Source organism: Francisella hispaniensis FSC454 (assembly GCF_001885235.1).
GTDB lineage: Bacteria > Pseudomonadota > Gammaproteobacteria > Francisellales > Francisellaceae > Francisella > Francisella hispaniensis.
Genome location: NZ_CP018093.1, coordinates 1,096,426 through 1,116,039 on the forward strand (window position 1 = coordinate 1,096,426; position 19,614 = coordinate 1,116,039).

Here is a 19,614-nt window from a genome sequence, read left to right on the forward strand (position 1 = left end):
TGCCTACAATTCTACCCATTTAGTTTATAAATATGTAGAGTTTTAGTTACTTGTCCATTTTCATCAACTTCACCAAAACCGATTGCTTCGATTCTAAAGCTAGTTGGTTTTAATTGGGTATTTTTGATAATCTCATTAAAATCTTTGTCAAAGCTATCTCTTTCATTATCTGTTTGTAAATTAGCAGCCAATATACTTATATGAGGATTAAATTCTGCAAAAGCATTTGGTGAACCATATTTTTCAAAAGATGCTAATTTACTTGGATAGAATTTAACCCAACTTGGAGCAGGGTATTCTTTATCTCTGTACTTCGCTAAGTCTTTTATCACAGAATTTGATAATTGCTGTAATGATTGAGAATTTTTTATATCAAGCATTACAAAACCACTTTTACCAGCACTAAAACCAGTAGTTTCTATATAAAATGGTTCTGTATTCTTAGCAAGATTAGTTAACTGACTTTCAATATCTTTAATATATTTATTTTGAAAACTTGTTAAATACAATGTCAAATGTACAGGGTGATTTTTGATAAAAGGCGTAGTTTTATATTTCTCTAGTACATTTGTTTCAGCTAGAGATTTATCAAATTCTTTAATATATTTATCAGCTGCAGTATCAGGGATTAGATAAACATTATACTGTTTGAAACTCTTTGCAAAGCTATCTAATGTGATAAATAGAAAAGCAAATAAAATAAACAACTTATAAGATAATTTATGTTTCATTAGTATTCCTCAAGATAATTCATAAGTATATTGAATGACTCTATAGTATCAGTTTTTGCGGTATCAACTCTAATAATCTCATCTTTCCAAGACTCGTAATCTCTATTTAAGACATTCTGCCAAGTAGGGTACTTATTTGGATTTGATTTATATCTGGTTTCTATTCTATTTTGATGAGCTTGTATATCACTACAGATGATTTCTATATTTATAACTTTTGTATTATTTATCTGTGATAATGAGTCCCATAATTCTCGAGACTCCAAGATAGGGTTACAGCAGTCTATAATTACATTTTTACCAAGTTCAAGGTTTTCTTTTGCTTGATAGAATGCTATTTCATAGCCTTGTTTAGTTAGCTCTTGTGAATACGCTTTTTTTAAATAATATTCGACCGTATCTATTCTGAAGTATATTGTATCAGGCATAGCTTGTGCTAATTGTTTAGCTAAAGTTGTTTTGCCTGCTCCTGGTAAGCCTGAGAATATATAAGCGTTTTTTGTCATGGTTTATTGATATCTGAGTTTTTTAGTGCTTCTATTATCAAATTTAAAAAGTTTAGCATTTCATAAAATACAAAAAAGTATGCCTCTTCATTTAAAATAATTTTATTACGCTCGTAATGCCTAATATTATATTTATTACCAAATTCTGTAAGCCTTTTAAATTTTTCATCAATATCGTTAATTTCAATGTTTGAATAATCAGATATATATTCTATTATTATTTTTGTAGATGTTTTTTTATTCTCATAAACATAAGTTTTAAGTCTTTCAAAAATATCCCATAAATCATTTATAGCATCTTTTTTAAAATGATTATCAAATTTTGCTTTAGCATTTTTAAGAAGTTCTTCACAATACCTATCGTTAATATTATGCTGAATATAATGTATATCTGTAAATAAAGAATCACTAAATTTTGGAATTGTAGACTCTTTAATTGAAAATCTAATTAATTCTCTAAAAGCATTTCTTGCTTTTTCTTTATCCACAATAGGATTTTGATTAATTTTTTTTAGAAATGATTCATCAAATAAGGCTAGGTATATTCTTAAAAAATGTTTAATTCCATAGCTGTTGTTATTAATATCTTCTAATATAGATTTAACCCATAATCTTCTTGTTGAACCGTCATGAGTATATTGTAAGTCTAACTCTTGGAAAAACATTGTTAATTTAGAACTTGACCTATATGTGAAGTAATCATATGGCTCATCTCCACAAATCATTTTAGCAAAATGATCAAAGAAATATTCTTTTGATACTCTTATTGCCTCTTTGATTGCCTGTAATTGTTTAGTTTGCTTATAGTTCATAATCATAACTAATAGTTAGTGGCGCATGATCTGAGAACCAAATTTCTTTATAGATATAATCAGATTTTGGTACAACTTTATCTTTTAGAGCAGGTGTTGAAATATGATAATCAATCCTCCAACCCACATTATTTGCTCGAGCCTGTCCTCGATTTGACCACCATGTATATTGTAATGGCTCATGATTTATCACGCGGAAAGTATCAACCCAACCTAGATCATCAAAGATATGATCTAACCAAGCTTGCTCTTCTGGTAATACTCCTGATGTTTTACCATAATTAGATTTCCAATTCTTGATATCAATCTCTTTATGCACAATATTAAAATCACCACACACTATAAAATCTCTACCAGACTCAACTTGTTCTTTTAGTATTTCTTTATACTTTTCAAGAAACTGCATTTTATACTCTTGGCGAACATCTCCACTAGAACCACTTGGCAGATACAAACTTGCAATACTAAATTTTTCATAATCAAATTGGATATACCTACCTTCATCATCAGCCCAATCTAATCCAAGCTCTTTGATTACTTTCAGAGGCTTTTTCTTAGCATAAATAGCAGTACCACTATAACCTTTTTTTACAGCATCCTTAAAATCATAGTAATAACCATCTGGGAAATGCTGTTCATCTTTTTCTAATTGATGAAATTGTGCTTTTGTTTCTTGGATGCACAAAAAGTCTACATCCTGCGTTACAAACCATTCCCAAAATCCTTTACGAGCCGCTGCACGTATACCATTAGCATTAAAGGTCATTACTTTTGTCATTTAATTAATCACTAGCTTTTAAGATTTATTAAGACATTTTAGCATTTTAGAACTAGTGGTGTAATAGTAAAGATTTATTAACTCAATAAATCTTTTTGATAGTAAATATTCTTATAGTAAAAGTTTTATGTTGCTATAATTATGTAATCATAAAAATTTGAGTTAACATTATGTCTAACTATATTTCCAAACAAAAAATTAAAGTAAGTCAATCATCAACAGGTGAAGATATTCATGTAGAGAAAATAACTATTAAAGGTTCTGACTCATCAGCACCAAGTGTGTATATGCAAGCTAGTATGCACGCTTCAGAATTACAGGGAAATGCTGTAATGATAGAACTTTTGGAGTATTTCAAAAAGTATCAACCAAAAGGTGATGTTTATCTAATCCCTCAATGTAACCCTATCGGTAAAGATGTATTTATAGGAGCAGGGCACCAAGGTAGATTTGATTCTGCAACAGGAGATAACTTCAATAGATATTATTTTTACCCATCTATTGATTATTCTGGATTTGTCAAAGAACATATCAATTCTACTACAGCAGAGTATAAGCAGGCTTTTGAAAATCTTTTACAGCAAGAGTTAGATAAAGAACTATCTAATGAGTGGGAGCTATCTAGAGCAAAAAGATTAAATCTTCTAGTCCAAAGAGAAGCTCAAAAGGCGGATTATGTCCTTGATTTACATACAGATACAGATGCTACTACATATTTATATACTGCAGATTTTGCAAGACAAACAGCAGAAAAATTTGGCTATAAAGATATGCTTATTATAGATAATGATAAAACTAGTGGTGCTCTTGATGAAGCTATATTTTGTCCATGGTGGCATTTGTCTCAAGAATTCAAAAAACATGGTAGAGATGAAAAAGTACTCAAAGAGGGCTACACACTTGAATTAGGTTCTGAAGAGTATATAAACTTCACTAATGCTAAAATGCAAACTCAAGGCATCCTTAATTATCTGAAACACAAAGATATTATTGATTCACCTTTTAACACTGATTTATTAAATACTGATATTAGACATCATGTTTATGGAGCTAATTATAAACATCTAAAAGCAATAGAGGGTGGTTTATATGAGTGGTTTATTAAACCAGGTGATATTTTCGAAGCTGGTGATGTAATTGGTCAATATATCCAGACATCCACTATGCAAAAGAAAGATCTTATTCTACCTTATGGTGGTGTTGTAATTAGTATTCATAATACTGGTGCAGTCTGTCAAGGAAGCCAATTGATTAACTTGGCTATTATCTAATTATTACTGGCAAAATATATGAAAAAAATACTATTAATTAATGGAAAAAAGGAATTTGGGCATTCAAAAGGTGCTTTGAATCAATATCTAAATGATATCGCTGAGAATCATCTTAAAAGACTTGGTCATGATGTCAAAGTTACAGTTATTGACAATGGCTATGATATAGATGAGGAGATTCAAAAGTGGCTTTGGGCAGATACTATAATTTATCAAATGCCTGGTTGGTGGATGGGTCCACCTTGGATTGTTAAAAAATATATCGATGAAGTATTCACCACAGGTCATGGTGTTATGTATGCTAGTGATGGTCGATCTAGACATGATGCTAGCAAAAAATATGGCTCTGGTGGTTTACTGCAGGGTAAAACATATATGCTATCGCTAACATGGAATGCTCCATTAGAGGCTTTTGTGGAGAAAGACCAGCTTTTTGAAGGTGTTGGGGTTGATGGAGTATATTTACATTTTCATAAAGCCCATGAATTTATAGGTATGAAAGGATTAGAGACATTTATTGCTAATGATGTTATGAAAAATCCTCTTATCAACGAATTTACATTAAGTTATAAAAATCATTTAGATACAGTTTTTGGACATCCAAGGTAATTTTGAAAATATTAGTATCAAAATAATTAAACTATTTTTGGTATAGTAATTAAGTATGTAAAAGTTATATGAGCTTTAGATAATTAACAGGAGTAATTTTATGAAAAATGTTTTAATGGTTACCACTAGTCATAATAGAATGGGTGATTCAAATGAAAAAACTGGATTATGGCTATCAGAGCTTACTCACCCATATTACCGTATTCTTGATGACAATATTAATATTGATATAGTCTCAATAATGGGCGGAGAAATTCCTATAGATCCTAATAGTGTTGCACAAGAAGATTATTATAATGATAAATTTTTAGCCGATGATAATTTGAAAGATATTATGAAAAATAGCACTAGTCTTAGAGATGTAAATATTAAAGAATATGATGCTATAGTATTTGCTGGCGGCCATGGGACAATGTGGGATTTTCCAAATAACTCTAATATTCATAGTAAAGTTTTAGATATTTATGCTAGAAATGGAGTAATCGGCGCAATATGCCATGGTGTAGCAGCATTGATAAATGTTAAAGATCATAATGGTCAAAATATTATAAAAGATAAAGAAGTAACAGGCTTTAGTAATAATGAAGAAAAAATTGTCGGTTTGACCGATGTTGTGCCTTTTTCTCTAGAAGATAGTTTAGTCGAAGCTGGTGCTAAATATAGTAGCGCCTCAGAATGGCAGTCTTATATAAAAAGCTATTCTAAGATTATAACTGCACAAAATCCTCAATCAGCTAATGATTTTGCTAAAGCAATAAAACAATCACTATTTAATTAAATCAACAGTAAAAATTGAAACTCTATCTTCATAATAATTCGATAAAAAATAAGATATTTTACAGTAAAGAAAATTGTGATTCTTCTTTAGCTTGTTGTTTAACTTGAGAGCCACGTCTTACTTGGACCGCTTTAGCTAACATTTCTAGCATCTTAACTGTTTCTTCAAAGTCAACACATTTGTCTGTAACACTTTGTCCATAAGTAAGAGGTCTTTTATTGATATCTTGATTGCCACCAATAAGATTACTTTCTATCATCACCCCAAAAATATCATTGCTGTGTTTTATCTGCTCACAAATATCTGCTAATACGCTAATTTGCTTAGTATGATCTTTTTGACTATTACCGTGACTACAGTCAATCATTACCTTAGTATTAATATCAGCTTTCTTTAGCTTAGCAATACAGTCATCAACGTGCTCTTTACTGAAATTAGGACCAGAAGCTCCGCCACGAAGGATTACATGACCATTTTGGTTACCTTTAGTCGCAAATATTGCCGTTGAACCAGATTTTGTTGTACTCAAAAAATGATGAGGATAAGTAGCAGATTTTACAGCATCTACAGCCACTTGGACATCACCATTAGTAGCATTCTTAAAACCAATTGATGCAGAAAGACCAGAAGCTAATTCTCTATGTACCTGACTTTCAACAGTTCTAGCACCAATTGCTCCCCAAGTGATTAGCTCAGCAAAATATTGAGGAGTAATTACATCTAGAAACTCAGTTGCACACGGTAATCCCATACTAGTTAAATCTGATAATAAGTTACGAGCAAGACGTAACCCTTTATTGATATTATATGAGTTATCTAAATCAGGATCATTGATGAATCCTTTCCAACCAATTGTAGTACGTGGTTTTTCAAAATATACTCTCATTATAATAAGTATATCTTTGTGAAAATTTTTAACTTGTTCTTTTAGCTTAGTAGCATAATCAATTGCCGCTACAGGATCATGAATAGAACAAGGTCCTACAACTACAGCAACTTTATCATCATTTCCATGGATGATATTAGCTATTTCCTTGCGAGATTTTCTTACAGTTTCAAAAGAAGTCTTTAAAAGAGGTATATCTTGGATTAGAACTTCTGCAGGAATCAATACTTTTTCCTTTTTTATATTTATATTAGAAACTTTATCAAAGTTTTTATCACCTATCATTGATTTTGATATCCTTATATTTATATATACTTATTTTCTTTTACCAAAAAGACCTGGCATATTTGCCATACCTTGCATAGCAGACATACGTTTCATTAAGTTTGCCATACCACCTTTTTTACCAATAACGCTTTTCATCATTTTTTTCATTTGCGTGTGTTGCTGGAGCAGTTTATTAAGATCTTGAATTGTAGTTCCAGATCCTTTAATAATTCGCTGCTTTCTACTATGTTTGATAAGCTCTGGTTTTTTACGTTCAAGCGGAGTCATAGAATCTATCATTGCCTCAATCTTTTTAAACATATCATCACCAACGTTACCTGGTAGATTTGCTGGCATATTTGGCAGCTTAGACATAATTGAGCCTACACCACCCATATTTTTCATTTGTTGGATTTGTGCTTTGAAATCTTCTAAATCAAAGCTCTTACCACTTTTAAGTTTTTTAGTCAGCTGTTCAGCAGATTTTTTTTCTGTTTTTTGCTCTATACTCTCTATTAAGCTAAGAACATCACCCATGCCTAAAATCTTAGAAGCAACTCTATCAGGATGAAATGGCTCTAAAGCATCAGTCTTTTCACCTACACCTAAAAACTTGATTGGTTTGCCGGTGATTTCTCTAATCGATAAAGCAGCACCACCTCTAGCATCACCATCAGTTTTTGTCAAAATTACACCAGTTAGCTCTAAAGCGTCATTAAATGCTTTAGCTGTAACTGCAGCATCTTGACCTGTCATGCTATCAACTGTAAAAAAAGTCTCAATTGGTTTGGCAATTTTGTGGATTTGCTTAATCTCATCCATCATGTCATTATCGATATGCAATCTACCCGCAGTATCGATGATAAGCACATCTATGAGTTTAGTTTTTGCTGTTTTTATCGCAGCTGTCACAATATCTTGAGGTTGTTGTGAAGCATCTGATTCAAAAAACTCAACGTTTAAACTATTTGCTAAAGTTCTTAGCTGATCGATAGCAGCAGGGCGATAGACATCAGCACTGACCACCATGACTTTTTTCTTGTGTTGCTCTTTTAGGTATTTAGCGAGCTTAGCTGTAGATGTTGTTTTACCAGCACCTTGTAAACCAGCCATTAATATAATAGCAGGCGGCTGAGTTTTTAGATTTATCGGTACAGCTTCTTCACCGAGTGCTTTTTCAATTTCTTTTTTGACAAAAGAAATAAAAGTCTGATCTGGGGTAAGACTTTTTTTGACTTCTTCACCAATAGCTTTTTCTTTAATATTAGCTATAAACTTTTTGACTACTGGTAAGGCGACATCAGCTTCTAAAAGTGATACTCTAATATCACGTAGCGCTGATTGGATATTTTCCTCAGTTAGAGAGGTTTGGCCTTTTATCTTTTTAAAAGACGATTGTAATTTTTCTGATAAACTAGTAAACATATCGCTATAAGTTTCTAACTCTTAGGACTATATTATTATAATAAACGAAATATTAACATTTTTAAAAAAAATATACTATCTAACAAACAACACTAATAACTATTATTATGAATAATAGTATGCATACTAGCACATAAGTGTAGTTTTTTTCTTTTATAAAAAATATTAACTCAAGAAAAATTCTTAATAACGGTGAAATTATTATCAACAAAATGCCAATACTTATGATACTTTTCGTAATAGTATAATTTTCTGTAAAAGCATTAAGTGCGCCAATAATTATAAACAATATTGCTACAAATAGATTTAACTTTAAGCTTTTATAAATAACATTTTCTTTAATCATACTAGCCCCTTAATAATCATTTGTATCGCTGATATAAATACAACTATAAAAAACATTAATCTAAGAGCTTTAGTTGGGATATTTGGCATTAATTTTGAACCAATTGTTGCACCTAATAAAGTACCTAATGCGACAGCAGCTGTGATAGAGCTGTCTATATATCCAGCAAAATAATAAGTTGAAGTTGCAGCAAATGCAGTGACACCCATAATGAAGTTGCTTGTAGAGGCACTAACCCTAAAAGGAATTTTCATAATTTTATCCATAGCTACAACTTTAAATATTCCAGCACCAATACCAAGTAAGCCACCAATAAAACCAGCACCAGCCATGAAGATAAAACCAAGGATAGGGTGATTAACATTATAATTTTGTTTTTGTCCAGCTATAACAACACTATCATTAAGCTGGAGTTTATTAGCTATAAAAGACTGCTTTATTGGTTTAGTATTATCAGTAATTGATTTTTTCTTAATGAAACTTAAAATTGCAACTAAAATAAGTATGCCTCCAAAAATCAAAAATAATATTTTAGCTCCGAGCATCACAGCTAGCTTAGCTCCAAATATAGCCCCTACAGCTGTCGCTAATGCTAAAAATAAGCCTAATTTTTCTTTAGTTAATCCATGTGACTTTAATGAAACTAAAGATGTTGCAGTAGATGTGCAGATAATAGCTACAAGTGATGCTCCTATTGCATAGTGAAGAGGTACCCCAAGAATTGTTGTCAGCAACGGGGTAATTACTAAACCACCACCTAACCCAATAACAGCACCAATACCACCACCTAAAACCGCAACTATAAAAATCACTAATTCAAAGAATAAGTACTTTTCCATGGCTAAATTTTCGAATAAAGAGTTTGTGATAGCGAGATTATAACCTTTTTAGTAACTATTTATTCAAAAAATTTGTGTTTTTACTTAAATGCTTTTAAAATATATGCTGTTTTGTGTAATTATTGAAAACTAATTAATTAACTGGAGAAGAGGCCAATATGGCGAAAGAAGATTGTATAGAAATGGAAGGTGTTGTTTTAGAAGCACTTCCAAACACAATGTTTAGAGTTGAACTTGAAAATGGACATATAGTAACAGCTCATATCTCAGGTAAAATGAGAAAAAACTATATCCGTATATTAACAGGTGATAAAGTTGTAGTTGAAATTACTCCTTATGATTTAACTAAAGGTCGCATTAAGTTCCGCAGCAAATAAATAGTCTTCAAAACTCTTAATATCTATATTCCTAAAGAATTATATTTTCTAAGACTAATAAAGCAGGCGTTATTATTGTAAGCATAAGCCCAATAGTTATAGCTAGTGGCACTATTTTGTTGCCATAATTATTTCTAATCACAGGAAGGCAAAAATCCATTGCAGTATTAGCTGCATAGCCAACTATAGATAACTATGTATAAAACTAATATGCATAACACTGTTCCACGGAGCAATTATGTTTTCTGATATATGCTTTTTTCTCAGACCATTTACTCTCTATTGGATTTAAATCTGGTGAGTATGGAGGTAAAAACTCTATAATATGCCCTGCATCACGAATCATTTTAACATATCTATATTTTTATGGAATGTAGCATTATCCATTACTATAACAGTTGTAGTTTTTAAGATAGGTAATAAGAAATGTTTTACCCAAGTTGTAAACACAGTCGTATCAATATTGCTTGTAAATAGTCCAACAGCAAATAATACCTTGCCAATCAAAGCACCTATGACATTGGTTCGACCTCTAGCTCCCCAGTTGCATACCCCATAACATCTTTGCCCTTGTGTAGAGTAACCATGAGTTCGGGGCATATCTAAGGCATGACCAGATTCATCAAGATAACATATAGGTAACCCTTGATCTTTATAAGATTGAATCTTATTCCTGAATAATTCTCGCCTCTCTTCGTCTACTTTGGGGTGAATTAGAGTTTTTTTATATGTAATATTTAACTTTTTAAGGTTATAGCTTATACAAAACTCACTTACGACCAACCTAGTAGCTCTTTCTTGTAAATAACTATCAGGATAATCTATAACGTCTTGTTTTAGCTTATTCATATCAAGTTTTGTATTAGGTTTATTTCTAGTGCCTTTAGGAAGATTCCCTTTTAACCATTGTTGGATACTTCTAACACTTATATTAAATTTATCAGCCAAGATTAGAAAACTCATACCCTCTGATTTTAACTTTAATACCTTCTTTATAAAGTGATGTGAATAGGCCATAGCTTAAATAAAAAATAGTATACTACTTTTATTAATAGTTAGCTATAACTCAACCGAAAGATATCTTTTTAATAGTGGTATCATTACAATCACTAACACTTCACGTGAGAAATCAACCATAAATGTAATCATTCCATAATATTCTCCAAGAAAATCAGTATTTAAAACTACCGATAATGAATACCAGCCTAAACCAGAACTTATCATAATACTTTGCTTGAAAGGAATATTAGTAATAAAGCTTATAAACATCCCTGAACCAATTGATAACCCTATAACTATAATCACTATAAATAACGCTTCTTTATTTTTGAAGAGATCTTTGAGTGAAACATTTTCTAGTTTAAGTAAAGCGCCTATTATTAACATTAGAGCTAATAAAAATATAAATACTATATGATCAATAATGCTTGTGACATTTATATTAATAATTTCACCTAAGATATATCCTAAAACTAGATAGATTAGATATTTACTTGCCTTAAGAATAGTTATTAATACATTGTCTTGTTTATCTTGGAGAGTTATTGATACATAGTTAGTTTTTATCATCTTGTTATATTTACAATAAATCAAAATCCCAACTATATTCGTGATAAATATAATAGTAGTATAACCAAGACTTATACCAATAACTTCTACAACAATAGTATTTGTATGAGTAAATATACTAAAGTTATAACCTAAAAGAAATATTATCAATATAACTATTAAATCAAGGAGTCGATTTATTAAGCGTACAACTTTAAGAGTTTTTCTGAGGTTAAAAGCATAATATCCAATAAGCAAAACAAGGAAAAGTATTAATGATTCATACATTTTAGCAATTTTTCAATTTAATCTTTCTATATATAATAAAGAATACAACAGGTATGATCGATAATACAAAACAGATAGACAGCATTTGAATAAACTCTAAAGGATTACTATACAAATTATCTGGTGGAACAAAACCAACAATCACACACAAAATAGTACCTACAATACCTAAAACACAAACAACAGACATACCGATTTTTCCGCCAGGAATATGAAAATCTTCGATGTTTTTTACAGTTTGGTTGTTTGTCAATTTTAGTTTTAAAGCAGCAAAAAACATCATTAAATACATTAAAGAATATATTTGTGTGCTAAGAGCTGTAAGTAACCAATAATAAGCTTGAACAGAAGGCACTAACTCCAGCAGCAGACATATGATAGTCATAATTATAGCTTGAAGTATTAATATACCACTTGGTACATCATGTTTATTTGTTTTATCTAACATATCTGGTAAAAAATGATCATCAGCTGCTTGGAGCAATCCTCTTGCTGGTGAAATCATCCAGTTAATCATTGATCCTATTGAACCAACAAAAACCATTAAGCCCAAGATATAGTAGAAAAGTATAGGAATTCCTAGACTCTCTAAATAAACTTTAAAAGTTTTGATAGTACCATGGACAACATCAATTTGTGATTGTGGAAATATAATAGCAACAGCTAAAGCACCTAAAACCATCGTAAAGATTATAAATATTACTGAAATCAAAAGCGCTAGGGGAAATGTCTTTTTAGGATTTATAACTTTTCTAATATGTACAGTTGCTAACTCAAGTCCTAAGAAAGAAGCTATGATAGCTGTTAGCCCCATCCATGAATCTGTAGATGTAAAACTAGGAATTAGATTGTCTAAATGAAAATGAATATTAAGATCATAACTATTAACTAGCCAAATCAATGCAAATAGCACCATTAATAACATAGGTATAACCATACCAAAAAAAGTACAAGTACTAGCAAAAATTGCCGATACTCTTAGACCCTTAAGATTAAGAATGGTCAAAGACCAAAAAACCACAGTTATAAATATAATTGTAAACTTAATATTCTGCGCAAAATTAGGATTAAATAAGTATGCAATTGTACCTGCAAGGAAAGTCAAAATACTTGGAAACCAGATAAGAGTATTTATCCATTGAAACCATACAGCCAACATTGCAACATTAGGACCAAAAGCTTTCTTAACCCAACCATATACTCCTTCTTCACCCTTAGCAGTATATGTCGCGGTCATCTCTGCAGATACCAATGCAACTGGCGCTAAAAATAAAAAAACAGCGACTGCGAAAAAGAAGAATATGTATGTTCCTGAAGTGGCTGTAGAGGGAAGATTTCTAATATTGTCAATAGCTCCTGTCATTAACAATACTAGTAAAATTAAACCAATTTTTTCTTTTGCTGATGAGTTTACTGTCATAGTTATACATTAGTGGATAGTTTAAAATATATAATAGCGCAAGGATATCTAAATTGGCAATCATTTATGCAATGTATAATGGCATTACTTGAAAAAGTTTCTCTAAGGTTTGCAAAGCATTTTTATTATCGACTTTAATGATTAATCTATCCTGATCTTGTACTAGAAAATTATCCGCATAAAACCTTGGGATATTATCAACTTTCATTATTGCAAGGATTTCTAGACCTTGGGGTAGTTTTAATTCATTAATTTTTTTACCTATAACAGTAGACATATTATCTTGACCATGAACTTTAAGTTCAACAAGCATCTCTTCACTATCTTCAATTTCATACATTCTTTGCATATCAACTTGGGTTAAAAACGCCTTGATTGTTGTATATGAGAAATTATGTGGTGAAATAGAAATGTCAATTAATTTTAGATCTCTGGTAATATCATAGTATTCGGCACTATTAACAGTAGCAACTGTTTTCTTAGCTCCAAGTTTTTTTGCTAAAATTGATGACATAATATTTATCTCATCTGAATTTGTTAAAGCAAAAAACATATCTGCTTCATCAATACCTTCAGCAACTAGTAGATTATTATTAACTGGGTTGTAATGCAAAATTGTTGATTTAGATAATTCACTCAAAGCAAATTCACATTTTTGAGCACTTGGATCTATCATTTTGATAATATATCCTTTACTCTCTAAAGATTTTGCTAAGGTGATACTTGCATAGTTTATACCTGCTATAAATATCTTTCTAATATTGGCTTTTCTAGGTTGGAATATCGACAATATTTGTGATGAATATGCTTTTTCTGAAAGATACATCACTCTATCACCAGGATTAACCAAGGTATTAGTATCATCAATAGCTAATTTTTCACCACCTCTATGTACTGAGATAATATCAACTTTGATATCACCTAGACCTAAATATATATCCTTAACTGCAAGTCCCACAAGAGGGGAGTCAGATGAAACTTCGACTCCGACAATCTGAACACGCTTATCAAAAAAGCTTGATATAAAATATGCACCAGACAAAAAGATCAATTGTTCTAATCTTTTTGTGGTTTCAAAAAATGATTTTATAACTAAATCAATATTGTTTAAAAGTTTAGGAAATCTGTTATATTCAGTGTCGCGGATACGTGCGATTTTATAAGGTGTTTTATATAACTTGTAAGCCATATCGCATACAGCTATATTTGTAGTATCATTTGATGTCACAGCTATTATCATATCGGTATCTTTAAAATTAGCTTCCATCATGATATTTGGTTTGGTAACATCGCCAATAATTGTTTGGACATCAAAAGCTGATGAAATAAAACCAAGTTTTTCTTCATCTAAGTCAATAACAGAAACTTGATGGTCTAAACTTAGCCTTTGAGTCAAATATACACCTAATTGACCGGCTCCTAAAATAGCTATTCTCATAATTAATTGATATAATACTTTTGTAGAGTATGTAAGTTTAAACATACTAATCTAAGGCAGTAAAATAATCAAATTTTTAATTTACATTCAGCCTTATAAATATTATTATATAAGTATATGATACTAAATTAGTATAGATTAAAGGTAATTATGCTTAAAATAAGTAAATTACTCGACTACGGTTTATTAGTGGTTGTTACAATAGCACAAAATGATTCTAATCCATACAGTGCCGCTAAAATTTCTGAATCTACGGGTCTAAATATCCCTACAGTAAGAAAACTACTAAACCAACTTTCTTTGGCAAACATTGTAACTTCAAAGCGAGGCATCGAAGGGGGTTATACACTAGTTAGTGATCCAAGAGAGATTACTGTTTTAGACATTGTTAAGTGTGTAGAAAAAAATGTGAATTTAACAGAATGTTGCGATTTACAAAAAAAGTGTAGTTTGGGAAATTGTATGGTAAGTGGTTATTGGAAAGTTTTAAATAGTCAACTACTTAGTTTATTATCAAAAACATCAATTTATGATATTGTCAACAACAAAGACAAGAGTTAAAAGAAAATGAGTGAAAATTTAGATAAAATCATTGAGCAAGACTATGAGCATGGTTTTGTTACTAATATTGAAGCAGAAACAATCGAAGCCGGTCTAAATGAGGATGTAATTCGACTAATATCAGCAAGAAAAAATGAGCCTGAATTTTTGTTAGAATGGCGTCTTAAAGCTTACCACAAATGGCTAGAAATGAAGTCACCTAAATGGGCAGATTTAAATTATCCTCCTATAGACTTTCAGGCTATCAGTTATTACTCATCGCCTAAGTCACTTAAAGATCATCCAAAAAGCTTAGATGAGGTTGATCCAGAAATTATTGAAACTTATAACAAGCTTGGCATTCCCTTACATGAACAAGAGATGCTAGCAGGTGTTAGAAATATTGCTGTAGATGCAGTATTTGACTCAGTGTCTGTTGTAACAACATTCAAAGAAAAATTAGCTGAAGCTGGAGTAATATTTTGCCCAATATCAGAAGCGGTGCAAAAATATCCTGAGCTTGTACAAAAATATCTTGGCTCAGTAGTTCCTCAAGGTGATAATTTTTTTGCTGCTCTTAACTCAGCAGTATTTAGTGATGGTTCATTTGTGTATATTCCTAAAGGTGTAACTTGCCCGATGGAATTATCAACGTACTTTAGAATCAATGCTATGAATACTGGACAGTTTGAGAGGACTTTAATCATTGCTGATGAGGGTAGCTATGTAAGTTACTTAGAAGGTTGTACCGCACCAATGCGTGATGAAAATCAACTTCATGCTGCAGTTGTTGAGTTAGTAGCTCTAGATGGTGCTGAAATTAAATACTCTACAGTACAAAACTGGTACCCAGGTGACAAGGATGGCAAAGGTGGAATTTATAATTTTGTAACTAAAAGAGGCGTTTGTCACAAAAATGCAAAAATCTCTTGGACACAGGTTGAGACAGGATCTGCAATTACATGGAAATACCCTTCAGTAGTATTACGTGGAGATAACTCAATTGGTGAATTCTACTCTGTAGCTTTAACTCGTCATGCTCAACAGGCTGATACGGGTACAAAAATGATTCATCTTGGTAAAAATACTAAGAGTACGATTATTTCAAAAGGTATTTCTGCAGGTAAAGCTTCTCAAGCCTATAGAGGACTTGTGAGAATATCACCTAATGCTTCTAATGCTAGAAACTTCTCACAATGTGACTCTTTATTAATAGGGCATAATTGTGGTGCACATACATACCCATATATAGAAAATAAGAGTAATTCATCTCAAATTGAACATGAAGCTACAACTTCAAAGATCTCTGATGATCAGCTTTTCTATTGTAAACAAAGAGGTCTTTCAGAAGAAGATGCAATTGCTATGATTGTTAATGGTTTTTGTAAAGAAGTATTTAAAAAGCTACCACTTGAGTTTGCAGTTGAAGCTCAGAAGCTTATGGAAGTCAGTCTAGAAGGTGCAGTTGGATAGATATGGATATTAAATTTTGCAGTGCCGAAAAAAAACATCTAAAAGCAATAATTGCTTTGTTAAGAGATGATTTTTTAGGAAAGGATAGACAGGCTCTTGATTTTGATAGCTATGAAAAAGCGTTTAAAGATATAACTAATGATGAAAATAATCAAATAATAGTTGGTTTAATTGGAGATTTAGTTATTAGCTGTGCTCAAATAACTTATATACCTGGTTTGACGTATTCAGGACAACCAAGGCTACAAGTTGAAGGTGTTAGAGTTCATAAAGATTATACTGGTAGGGGTATAGGTAATCAATTATTTGAATATATAGAAAAAATAGCAACTAATAAAAAATGTGTATTAATCCAATTAACAACAGATAAATTAAGAGATAAGGCTATAAATTTTTATGAAAAATTAGGTTTTGTCTCATCTCATGTCGGAATGAAAAAGAAATTTTAATTTAAAGAGGTTCAACTAAAAAATGTTATTAGAAATTAAAGATTTACATGTAAGTGTTGGTGAACAAAAAAAACAAATACTAAAAGGATTAAACTTAACAGTCAAAAAAGGTGAAGTCCATGCAATTATGGGACCAAATGGCGCTGGTAAAAGTACTTTAAGTAATGTTTTGGCTGGTAAAGATGGTTATGAAATTACTCAAGGTTCAATCACATTTGATGGTAAAGATTTAAATGACTTAAGTATTTCAGAAAGAGCAGCAGCTGGTATATTTTTAAGCTTACAGTATCCAATTGAAATTCCTGGGGTTAGCAATGTGCAGTTCCTTAAAACTGCTTTAAATAGTATTAGAAAACAAAATGGTGAAGATGAAATTGATGCGATTTCTTTTATGAAAAAACTAAAAGAGAATATGCATGTGTTAAAAATTGATCAAAAATATATGTCACGTGGTGTTAATGAAGGCTTCTCTGGTGGCGAGAAAAAACGTAATGAAATGCTGCAACTTATGATGCTTGAACCAAAATTAGCAATATTAGATGAAACTGATTCTGGTTTAGATATCGATGCTCTACAAGTAGTATCACAAGGAGCAAATAGTATGAGATCAGCAGATAGAAGTTTCTTGGTAATTACTCATTATCAAAGACTTTTAGATCATATTCAACCAGATTTTGTTCATGTTTTAGCTGATGGCAAAATAGTTAAGACTGGTGGTAAAGAGCTTGCTCTTGAATTAGAAGAAAAAGGTTATTCTTGGTTAAACAGCTAAAGGTTGCTAAAAATGTTAATAGATAATAAGTCTCTACCTACGACTAAACAAGAAAGCTGGAAGTATACAAATATCGCTTCTATTTATGACAAAAATAATATCAAAGAATTATTAACGGAGTCGCCTCAATCAAAAGATTATCTTGAAGGCTTTAAATTTGACACACAAGAGAATGTTGTAATAATTCTTGATGGTGTTTTAGCTATCGATTATAACAAAAAATTAAACCATATTAGCGCTTTAGAATTACATAAAGATGACAGAAATATGTCTAGGTTAGCTATAGAAAATTCTAAACACTTTGGCATTAATATAGCTAAAGATACTAAAGATTGCTTAAGCCTAATTTTCATAAATACTGAAATGGCCAAGGATAAATTAACAAATATCTCTCTAAAACTTGATATTGATATGTTTGCCACTTTAGATCTAGATATTGACTTTGTAAATCTTACTGAAAACTCCGCGATAAATTTATTTCTAGATATAAATATTGCTGAGGCTGCAAAAGTCAACTTTACAAATAGTGCTAATAATCCAAATAATACTAAGTTAATTACAACAGCAAACTATTTGGTAAATTTAGATAGAGCCGCTGAGTTTAATGGATTTAACCTCCTTAATAAAGATGCTTTATTAAGAAGTGACTTTATAGTTAATCTAAATAAGCCGCATTCAAGATTTGATGTTAGAGGATTATATCTAGTAAATGAGAATGCAATTGCTAATACTTGTTTTTTAGTTAATCATAATGCTTCACATACTTATAGTAATGTTAACTTTCGTGGTGTTGCTAATGGTAATGCTAAGGCTTGGTTTAATGCTAAAGCAATAGTCAATAAAGGTATAGAGCAAATACAAGCATATCAAAATAACAAAAATATCCAATTAAGTAATAAAGCTGAGATAAATACGAAGCCAGAACTAGAGATTTTTGCTGATGATGTCGTATGTACTCATGGTGCTACGATAGGGCAGTTAGATAAAGATGCTTTGTTTTATTTACAGTCTAGAGGACTTGAGCTTCATGATGCCCAGCATTTACTACTAGAAAGCTTTGTAAAATCACAGTTGACAGCCGATGATTTTCCTTTTGAAAGTGAAATCAAAGAAGAGATAATCGAATCTCTAGACGATATTCTTTATACTATTATCTAATCTGTATCAATAACTAGTATAAACTCTTATTTATTTTTCTTTTATATGATAAATTAGAAGTTATATTCAATTTAGTCTTTTAAATAAATCGTATGAAAGAAGTTTTGATGTGCCGACCTACGGCTTTTGATGTTGTTTATGCTATAAATCCATGGATGCAAGTTAATAATAAACCTGATAAAACTTTAGCATTAAAGCAATGGCAAAATCTCTATGACACTTATCAAAAATTTGGAGTAAAAATCAATTTAATTGAACAAGGTGAAAATGTTCCAGATATGGTTTTTACTGCAAATGCTGGAGTTGTAAGAGAAAATACTTTCATAGCAAGTAATTTTCGCCCTGTAGAAAGAAAACCTGAAGAAGTATTATTTCAGCAATGGTTCAAAGATAATGATTATCAAGTTGAAACCCTTGATTGTTACCATAGTGGTGAAGGAGATGCTTTAGAATATAATAATAAACTTTATTGTGGCTATGGTTATCGTAGTAGTTTAAAAGCAACTCAACAATTAGCTAAATTAGTTGATGTTGATGCAGTAGAATTAAAGATTATTGATCCTTTCTTTTATGATCTTGATTTAACATTTTGTCCATTAGGTGATAGGGCAGTGATGTACTATCCGAAAGCATACTCTCAACAAAGCCAAGAAATCTTAGCAGAACTGCCAAATGCTATTGAATTGACTCATGAACAGGTTGCTAGTCAATTTGCAAATAGCGTATATATAAATGGAAAGTTAATTATTTGTGGTTGTGATGATAAGCTTAGAAAACAGTTATATAAATTTGATATAGAACCAATAATTATCGATGTAAGCGAGTTTAGAAAAGCAGGTGGTGGGATTAAATGTATGACTCTGAAATTAGCTTAATATATTAAATATTTGCTAATAAAACCCT

The 19,614-nt window shown here is 31.0% G+C and carries 23 protein-coding genes and 1 pseudogene; 10 read left to right on the plus strand and 14 right to left on the minus strand.

Annotation, left to right across the window (positions count from 1 at the left end; translation table 11 throughout):
• Positions 1–11: 11 nt before the first annotated feature.
• The 4 genes from FSC454_RS05360 to FSC454_RS05375 are packed head-to-tail and all read right to left on the minus strand — an operon-like array spanning position 12 to position 2,827.
• Positions 12–731, minus strand: coding sequence for a 2'-5' RNA ligase family protein (locus FSC454_RS05360; RefSeq protein ID WP_066046896.1), 720 nt, complete (start codon positions 729–731; stop codon positions 12–14).
• A complete protein-coding gene (locus FSC454_RS05365) occupies positions 731–1,237 on the minus strand; it encodes a P-loop nucleotide/nucleoside kinase family protein (protein WP_066046894.1) in 507 nt (168 codons plus the stop codon). Before FSC454_RS05365 ends, FSC454_RS05360 begins: the two co-directional genes overlap by 1 nt.
• A complete protein-coding gene (locus tag FSC454_RS05370; protein WP_066046935.1) occupies positions 1,234–2,049 on the minus strand; it encodes a hypothetical protein in 816 nt (271 codons plus the stop codon). Before FSC454_RS05370 ends, FSC454_RS05365 begins: the two co-directional genes overlap by 4 nt.
• Positions 2,039–2,827, minus strand: coding sequence for an exodeoxyribonuclease III (locus FSC454_RS05375; protein WP_066046891.1), 789 nt, complete (start codon positions 2,825–2,827; stop codon positions 2,039–2,041). The genes FSC454_RS05370 and FSC454_RS05375 overlap by 11 nt, the downstream gene beginning before the upstream one ends.
• 170 nt (positions 2,828–2,997) lie before the next feature.
• On the opposite strand from FSC454_RS05375, the gene FSC454_RS05380 reads away from it, so the two are divergent.
• The 3 genes from FSC454_RS05380 (at position 2,998) to FSC454_RS05390 (ending at position 5,485) form a co-directional block, all read left to right on the plus strand.
• Positions 2,998–4,098 (plus strand): M14 family zinc carboxypeptidase, encoded by a 1,101-nt coding sequence (locus FSC454_RS05380; RefSeq protein WP_014548247.1) that lies wholly within the window; start codon positions 2,998–3,000, stop codon positions 4,096–4,098.
• 18 nt (positions 4,099–4,116) lie between these two features.
• A complete protein-coding gene (locus FSC454_RS05385; protein ID WP_014548246.1) occupies positions 4,117–4,707 on the plus strand; it encodes an NAD(P)H-dependent oxidoreductase in 591 nt (196 codons plus the stop codon).
• A 115-nt stretch (positions 4,708–4,822) separates the two neighbouring features.
• Positions 4,823–5,485 (plus strand): type 1 glutamine amidotransferase domain-containing protein, encoded by a 663-nt coding sequence (locus tag FSC454_RS05390; protein WP_066046933.1) that lies wholly within the window; start codon positions 4,823–4,825, stop codon positions 5,483–5,485.
• Between the two features lie 58 nt (positions 5,486–5,543).
• Here FSC454_RS05390 and FSC454_RS05395 read toward each other — a convergent pair whose 3' ends face one another.
• The 4 genes from FSC454_RS05395 to FSC454_RS05410 all read right to left on the minus strand — a co-directional run bounded on the left by FSC454_RS05395 (position 5,544) and on the right by FSC454_RS05410 (position 9,248).
• Entirely contained in the window at positions 5,544–6,656 is a 1,113-nt protein-coding gene (locus tag FSC454_RS05395) for a 3-deoxy-7-phosphoheptulonate synthase (RefSeq protein ID WP_066046889.1), read from the minus strand.
• A gap of 30 nt (positions 6,657–6,686) precedes the next feature.
• A complete protein-coding gene (gene ffh, locus FSC454_RS05400; protein WP_014548243.1) occupies positions 6,687–8,063 on the minus strand; it encodes a signal recognition particle protein in 1,377 nt (458 codons plus the stop codon).
• Positions 8,064–8,142: 79 nt separating this feature from the next.
• Entirely contained in the window at positions 8,143–8,409 is a 267-nt protein-coding gene (locus FSC454_RS05405) for a DUF1634 domain-containing protein (protein ID WP_044247350.1), read from the minus strand.
• Positions 8,406–9,248, minus strand: a complete 843-nt coding sequence (locus FSC454_RS05410; protein WP_014548242.1) for a sulfite exporter TauE/SafE family protein — start codon at positions 9,246–9,248, stop codon at positions 8,406–8,408. Before FSC454_RS05410 ends, FSC454_RS05405 begins: the two co-directional genes overlap by 4 nt.
• Positions 9,249–9,406: 158 nt before the next feature.
• Between FSC454_RS05410 and infA the strand changes: the two genes are divergently transcribed.
• Entirely contained in the window at positions 9,407–9,625 is a 219-nt protein-coding gene (gene infA / locus FSC454_RS05415) for a translation initiation factor IF-1 (RefSeq protein WP_003033733.1), read from the plus strand.
• A 31-nt stretch (positions 9,626–9,656) separates the two neighbouring features.
• On the opposite strand, the pseudogene FSC454_RS05420 reads toward infA, so the two are convergent.
• From FSC454_RS05420 to trkA, 6 genes and pseudogenes are all read right to left on the minus strand, one after another.
• Positions 9,657–9,818 (minus strand): annotated as a pseudogene (locus FSC454_RS05420) (LysO family transporter); the annotation flags it as partial.
• 12 nt (positions 9,819–9,830) lie between these two features.
• Positions 9,831–9,971, minus strand: a complete 141-nt coding sequence (locus FSC454_RS10105) for a transposase (protein ID WP_208600927.1) — start codon at positions 9,969–9,971, stop codon at positions 9,831–9,833.
• Positions 9,968–10,642, minus strand: coding sequence for an IS630 transposase-related protein (locus FSC454_RS09860; protein WP_208600928.1), 675 nt, complete (start codon positions 10,640–10,642; stop codon positions 9,968–9,970). Before FSC454_RS09860 ends, FSC454_RS10105 begins: the two co-directional genes overlap by 4 nt.
• Before the next feature lie 42 nt (positions 10,643–10,684).
• Entirely contained in the window at positions 10,685–11,461 is a 777-nt protein-coding gene (locus FSC454_RS05435) for a LysO family transporter (protein ID WP_071794802.1), read from the minus strand.
• 1 nt (position 11,462) lies between these two features.
• Positions 11,463–12,887, minus strand: coding sequence for an APC family permease (locus FSC454_RS05440; RefSeq protein ID WP_197456242.1), 1,425 nt, complete (start codon positions 12,885–12,887; stop codon positions 11,463–11,465).
• 58 nt (positions 12,888–12,945) lie between these two features.
• On the minus strand, positions 12,946–14,319 hold the full coding sequence (gene trkA, locus FSC454_RS05445) for a Trk system potassium transporter TrkA (protein WP_066044795.1): 1,374 nt from the start codon (positions 14,317–14,319) through the stop codon (positions 12,946–12,948).
• A 150-nt stretch (positions 14,320–14,469) separates the two neighbouring features.
• On the opposite strand from trkA, the gene FSC454_RS05450 reads away from it, so the two are divergent.
• The 6 genes from FSC454_RS05450 (at position 14,470) to FSC454_RS05475 (ending at position 19,586) form a co-directional block, all read left to right on the plus strand.
• A complete protein-coding gene (locus tag FSC454_RS05450) occupies positions 14,470–14,880 on the plus strand; it encodes an SUF system Fe-S cluster assembly regulator (protein WP_066044791.1) in 411 nt (136 codons plus the stop codon).
• A 6-nt stretch (positions 14,881–14,886) separates the two neighbouring features.
• A complete protein-coding gene (gene sufB, locus FSC454_RS05455; protein ID WP_066044789.1) occupies positions 14,887–16,332 on the plus strand; it encodes a Fe-S cluster assembly protein SufB in 1,446 nt (481 codons plus the stop codon).
• Between the two features lie 2 nt (positions 16,333–16,334).
• Positions 16,335–16,781 (plus strand): GNAT family N-acetyltransferase, encoded by a 447-nt coding sequence (locus FSC454_RS05460; RefSeq protein ID WP_066044786.1) that lies wholly within the window; start codon positions 16,335–16,337, stop codon positions 16,779–16,781.
• A gap of 22 nt (positions 16,782–16,803) precedes the next feature.
• On the plus strand, positions 16,804–17,553 hold the full coding sequence (gene sufC, locus FSC454_RS05465) for a Fe-S cluster assembly ATPase SufC (RefSeq protein WP_066044784.1): 750 nt from the start codon (positions 16,804–16,806) through the stop codon (positions 17,551–17,553).
• A gap of 12 nt (positions 17,554–17,565) precedes the next feature.
• Positions 17,566–18,711, plus strand: a complete 1,146-nt coding sequence (sufD, locus tag FSC454_RS05470; protein ID WP_066044782.1) for a Fe-S cluster assembly protein SufD — start codon at positions 17,566–17,568, stop codon at positions 18,709–18,711.
• A gap of 92 nt (positions 18,712–18,803) precedes the next feature.
• Entirely contained in the window at positions 18,804–19,586 is a 783-nt protein-coding gene (locus FSC454_RS05475) for a dimethylarginine dimethylaminohydrolase family protein (RefSeq protein WP_066044780.1), read from the plus strand.
• Positions 19,587–19,614: the final 28 nt, after the last annotated feature.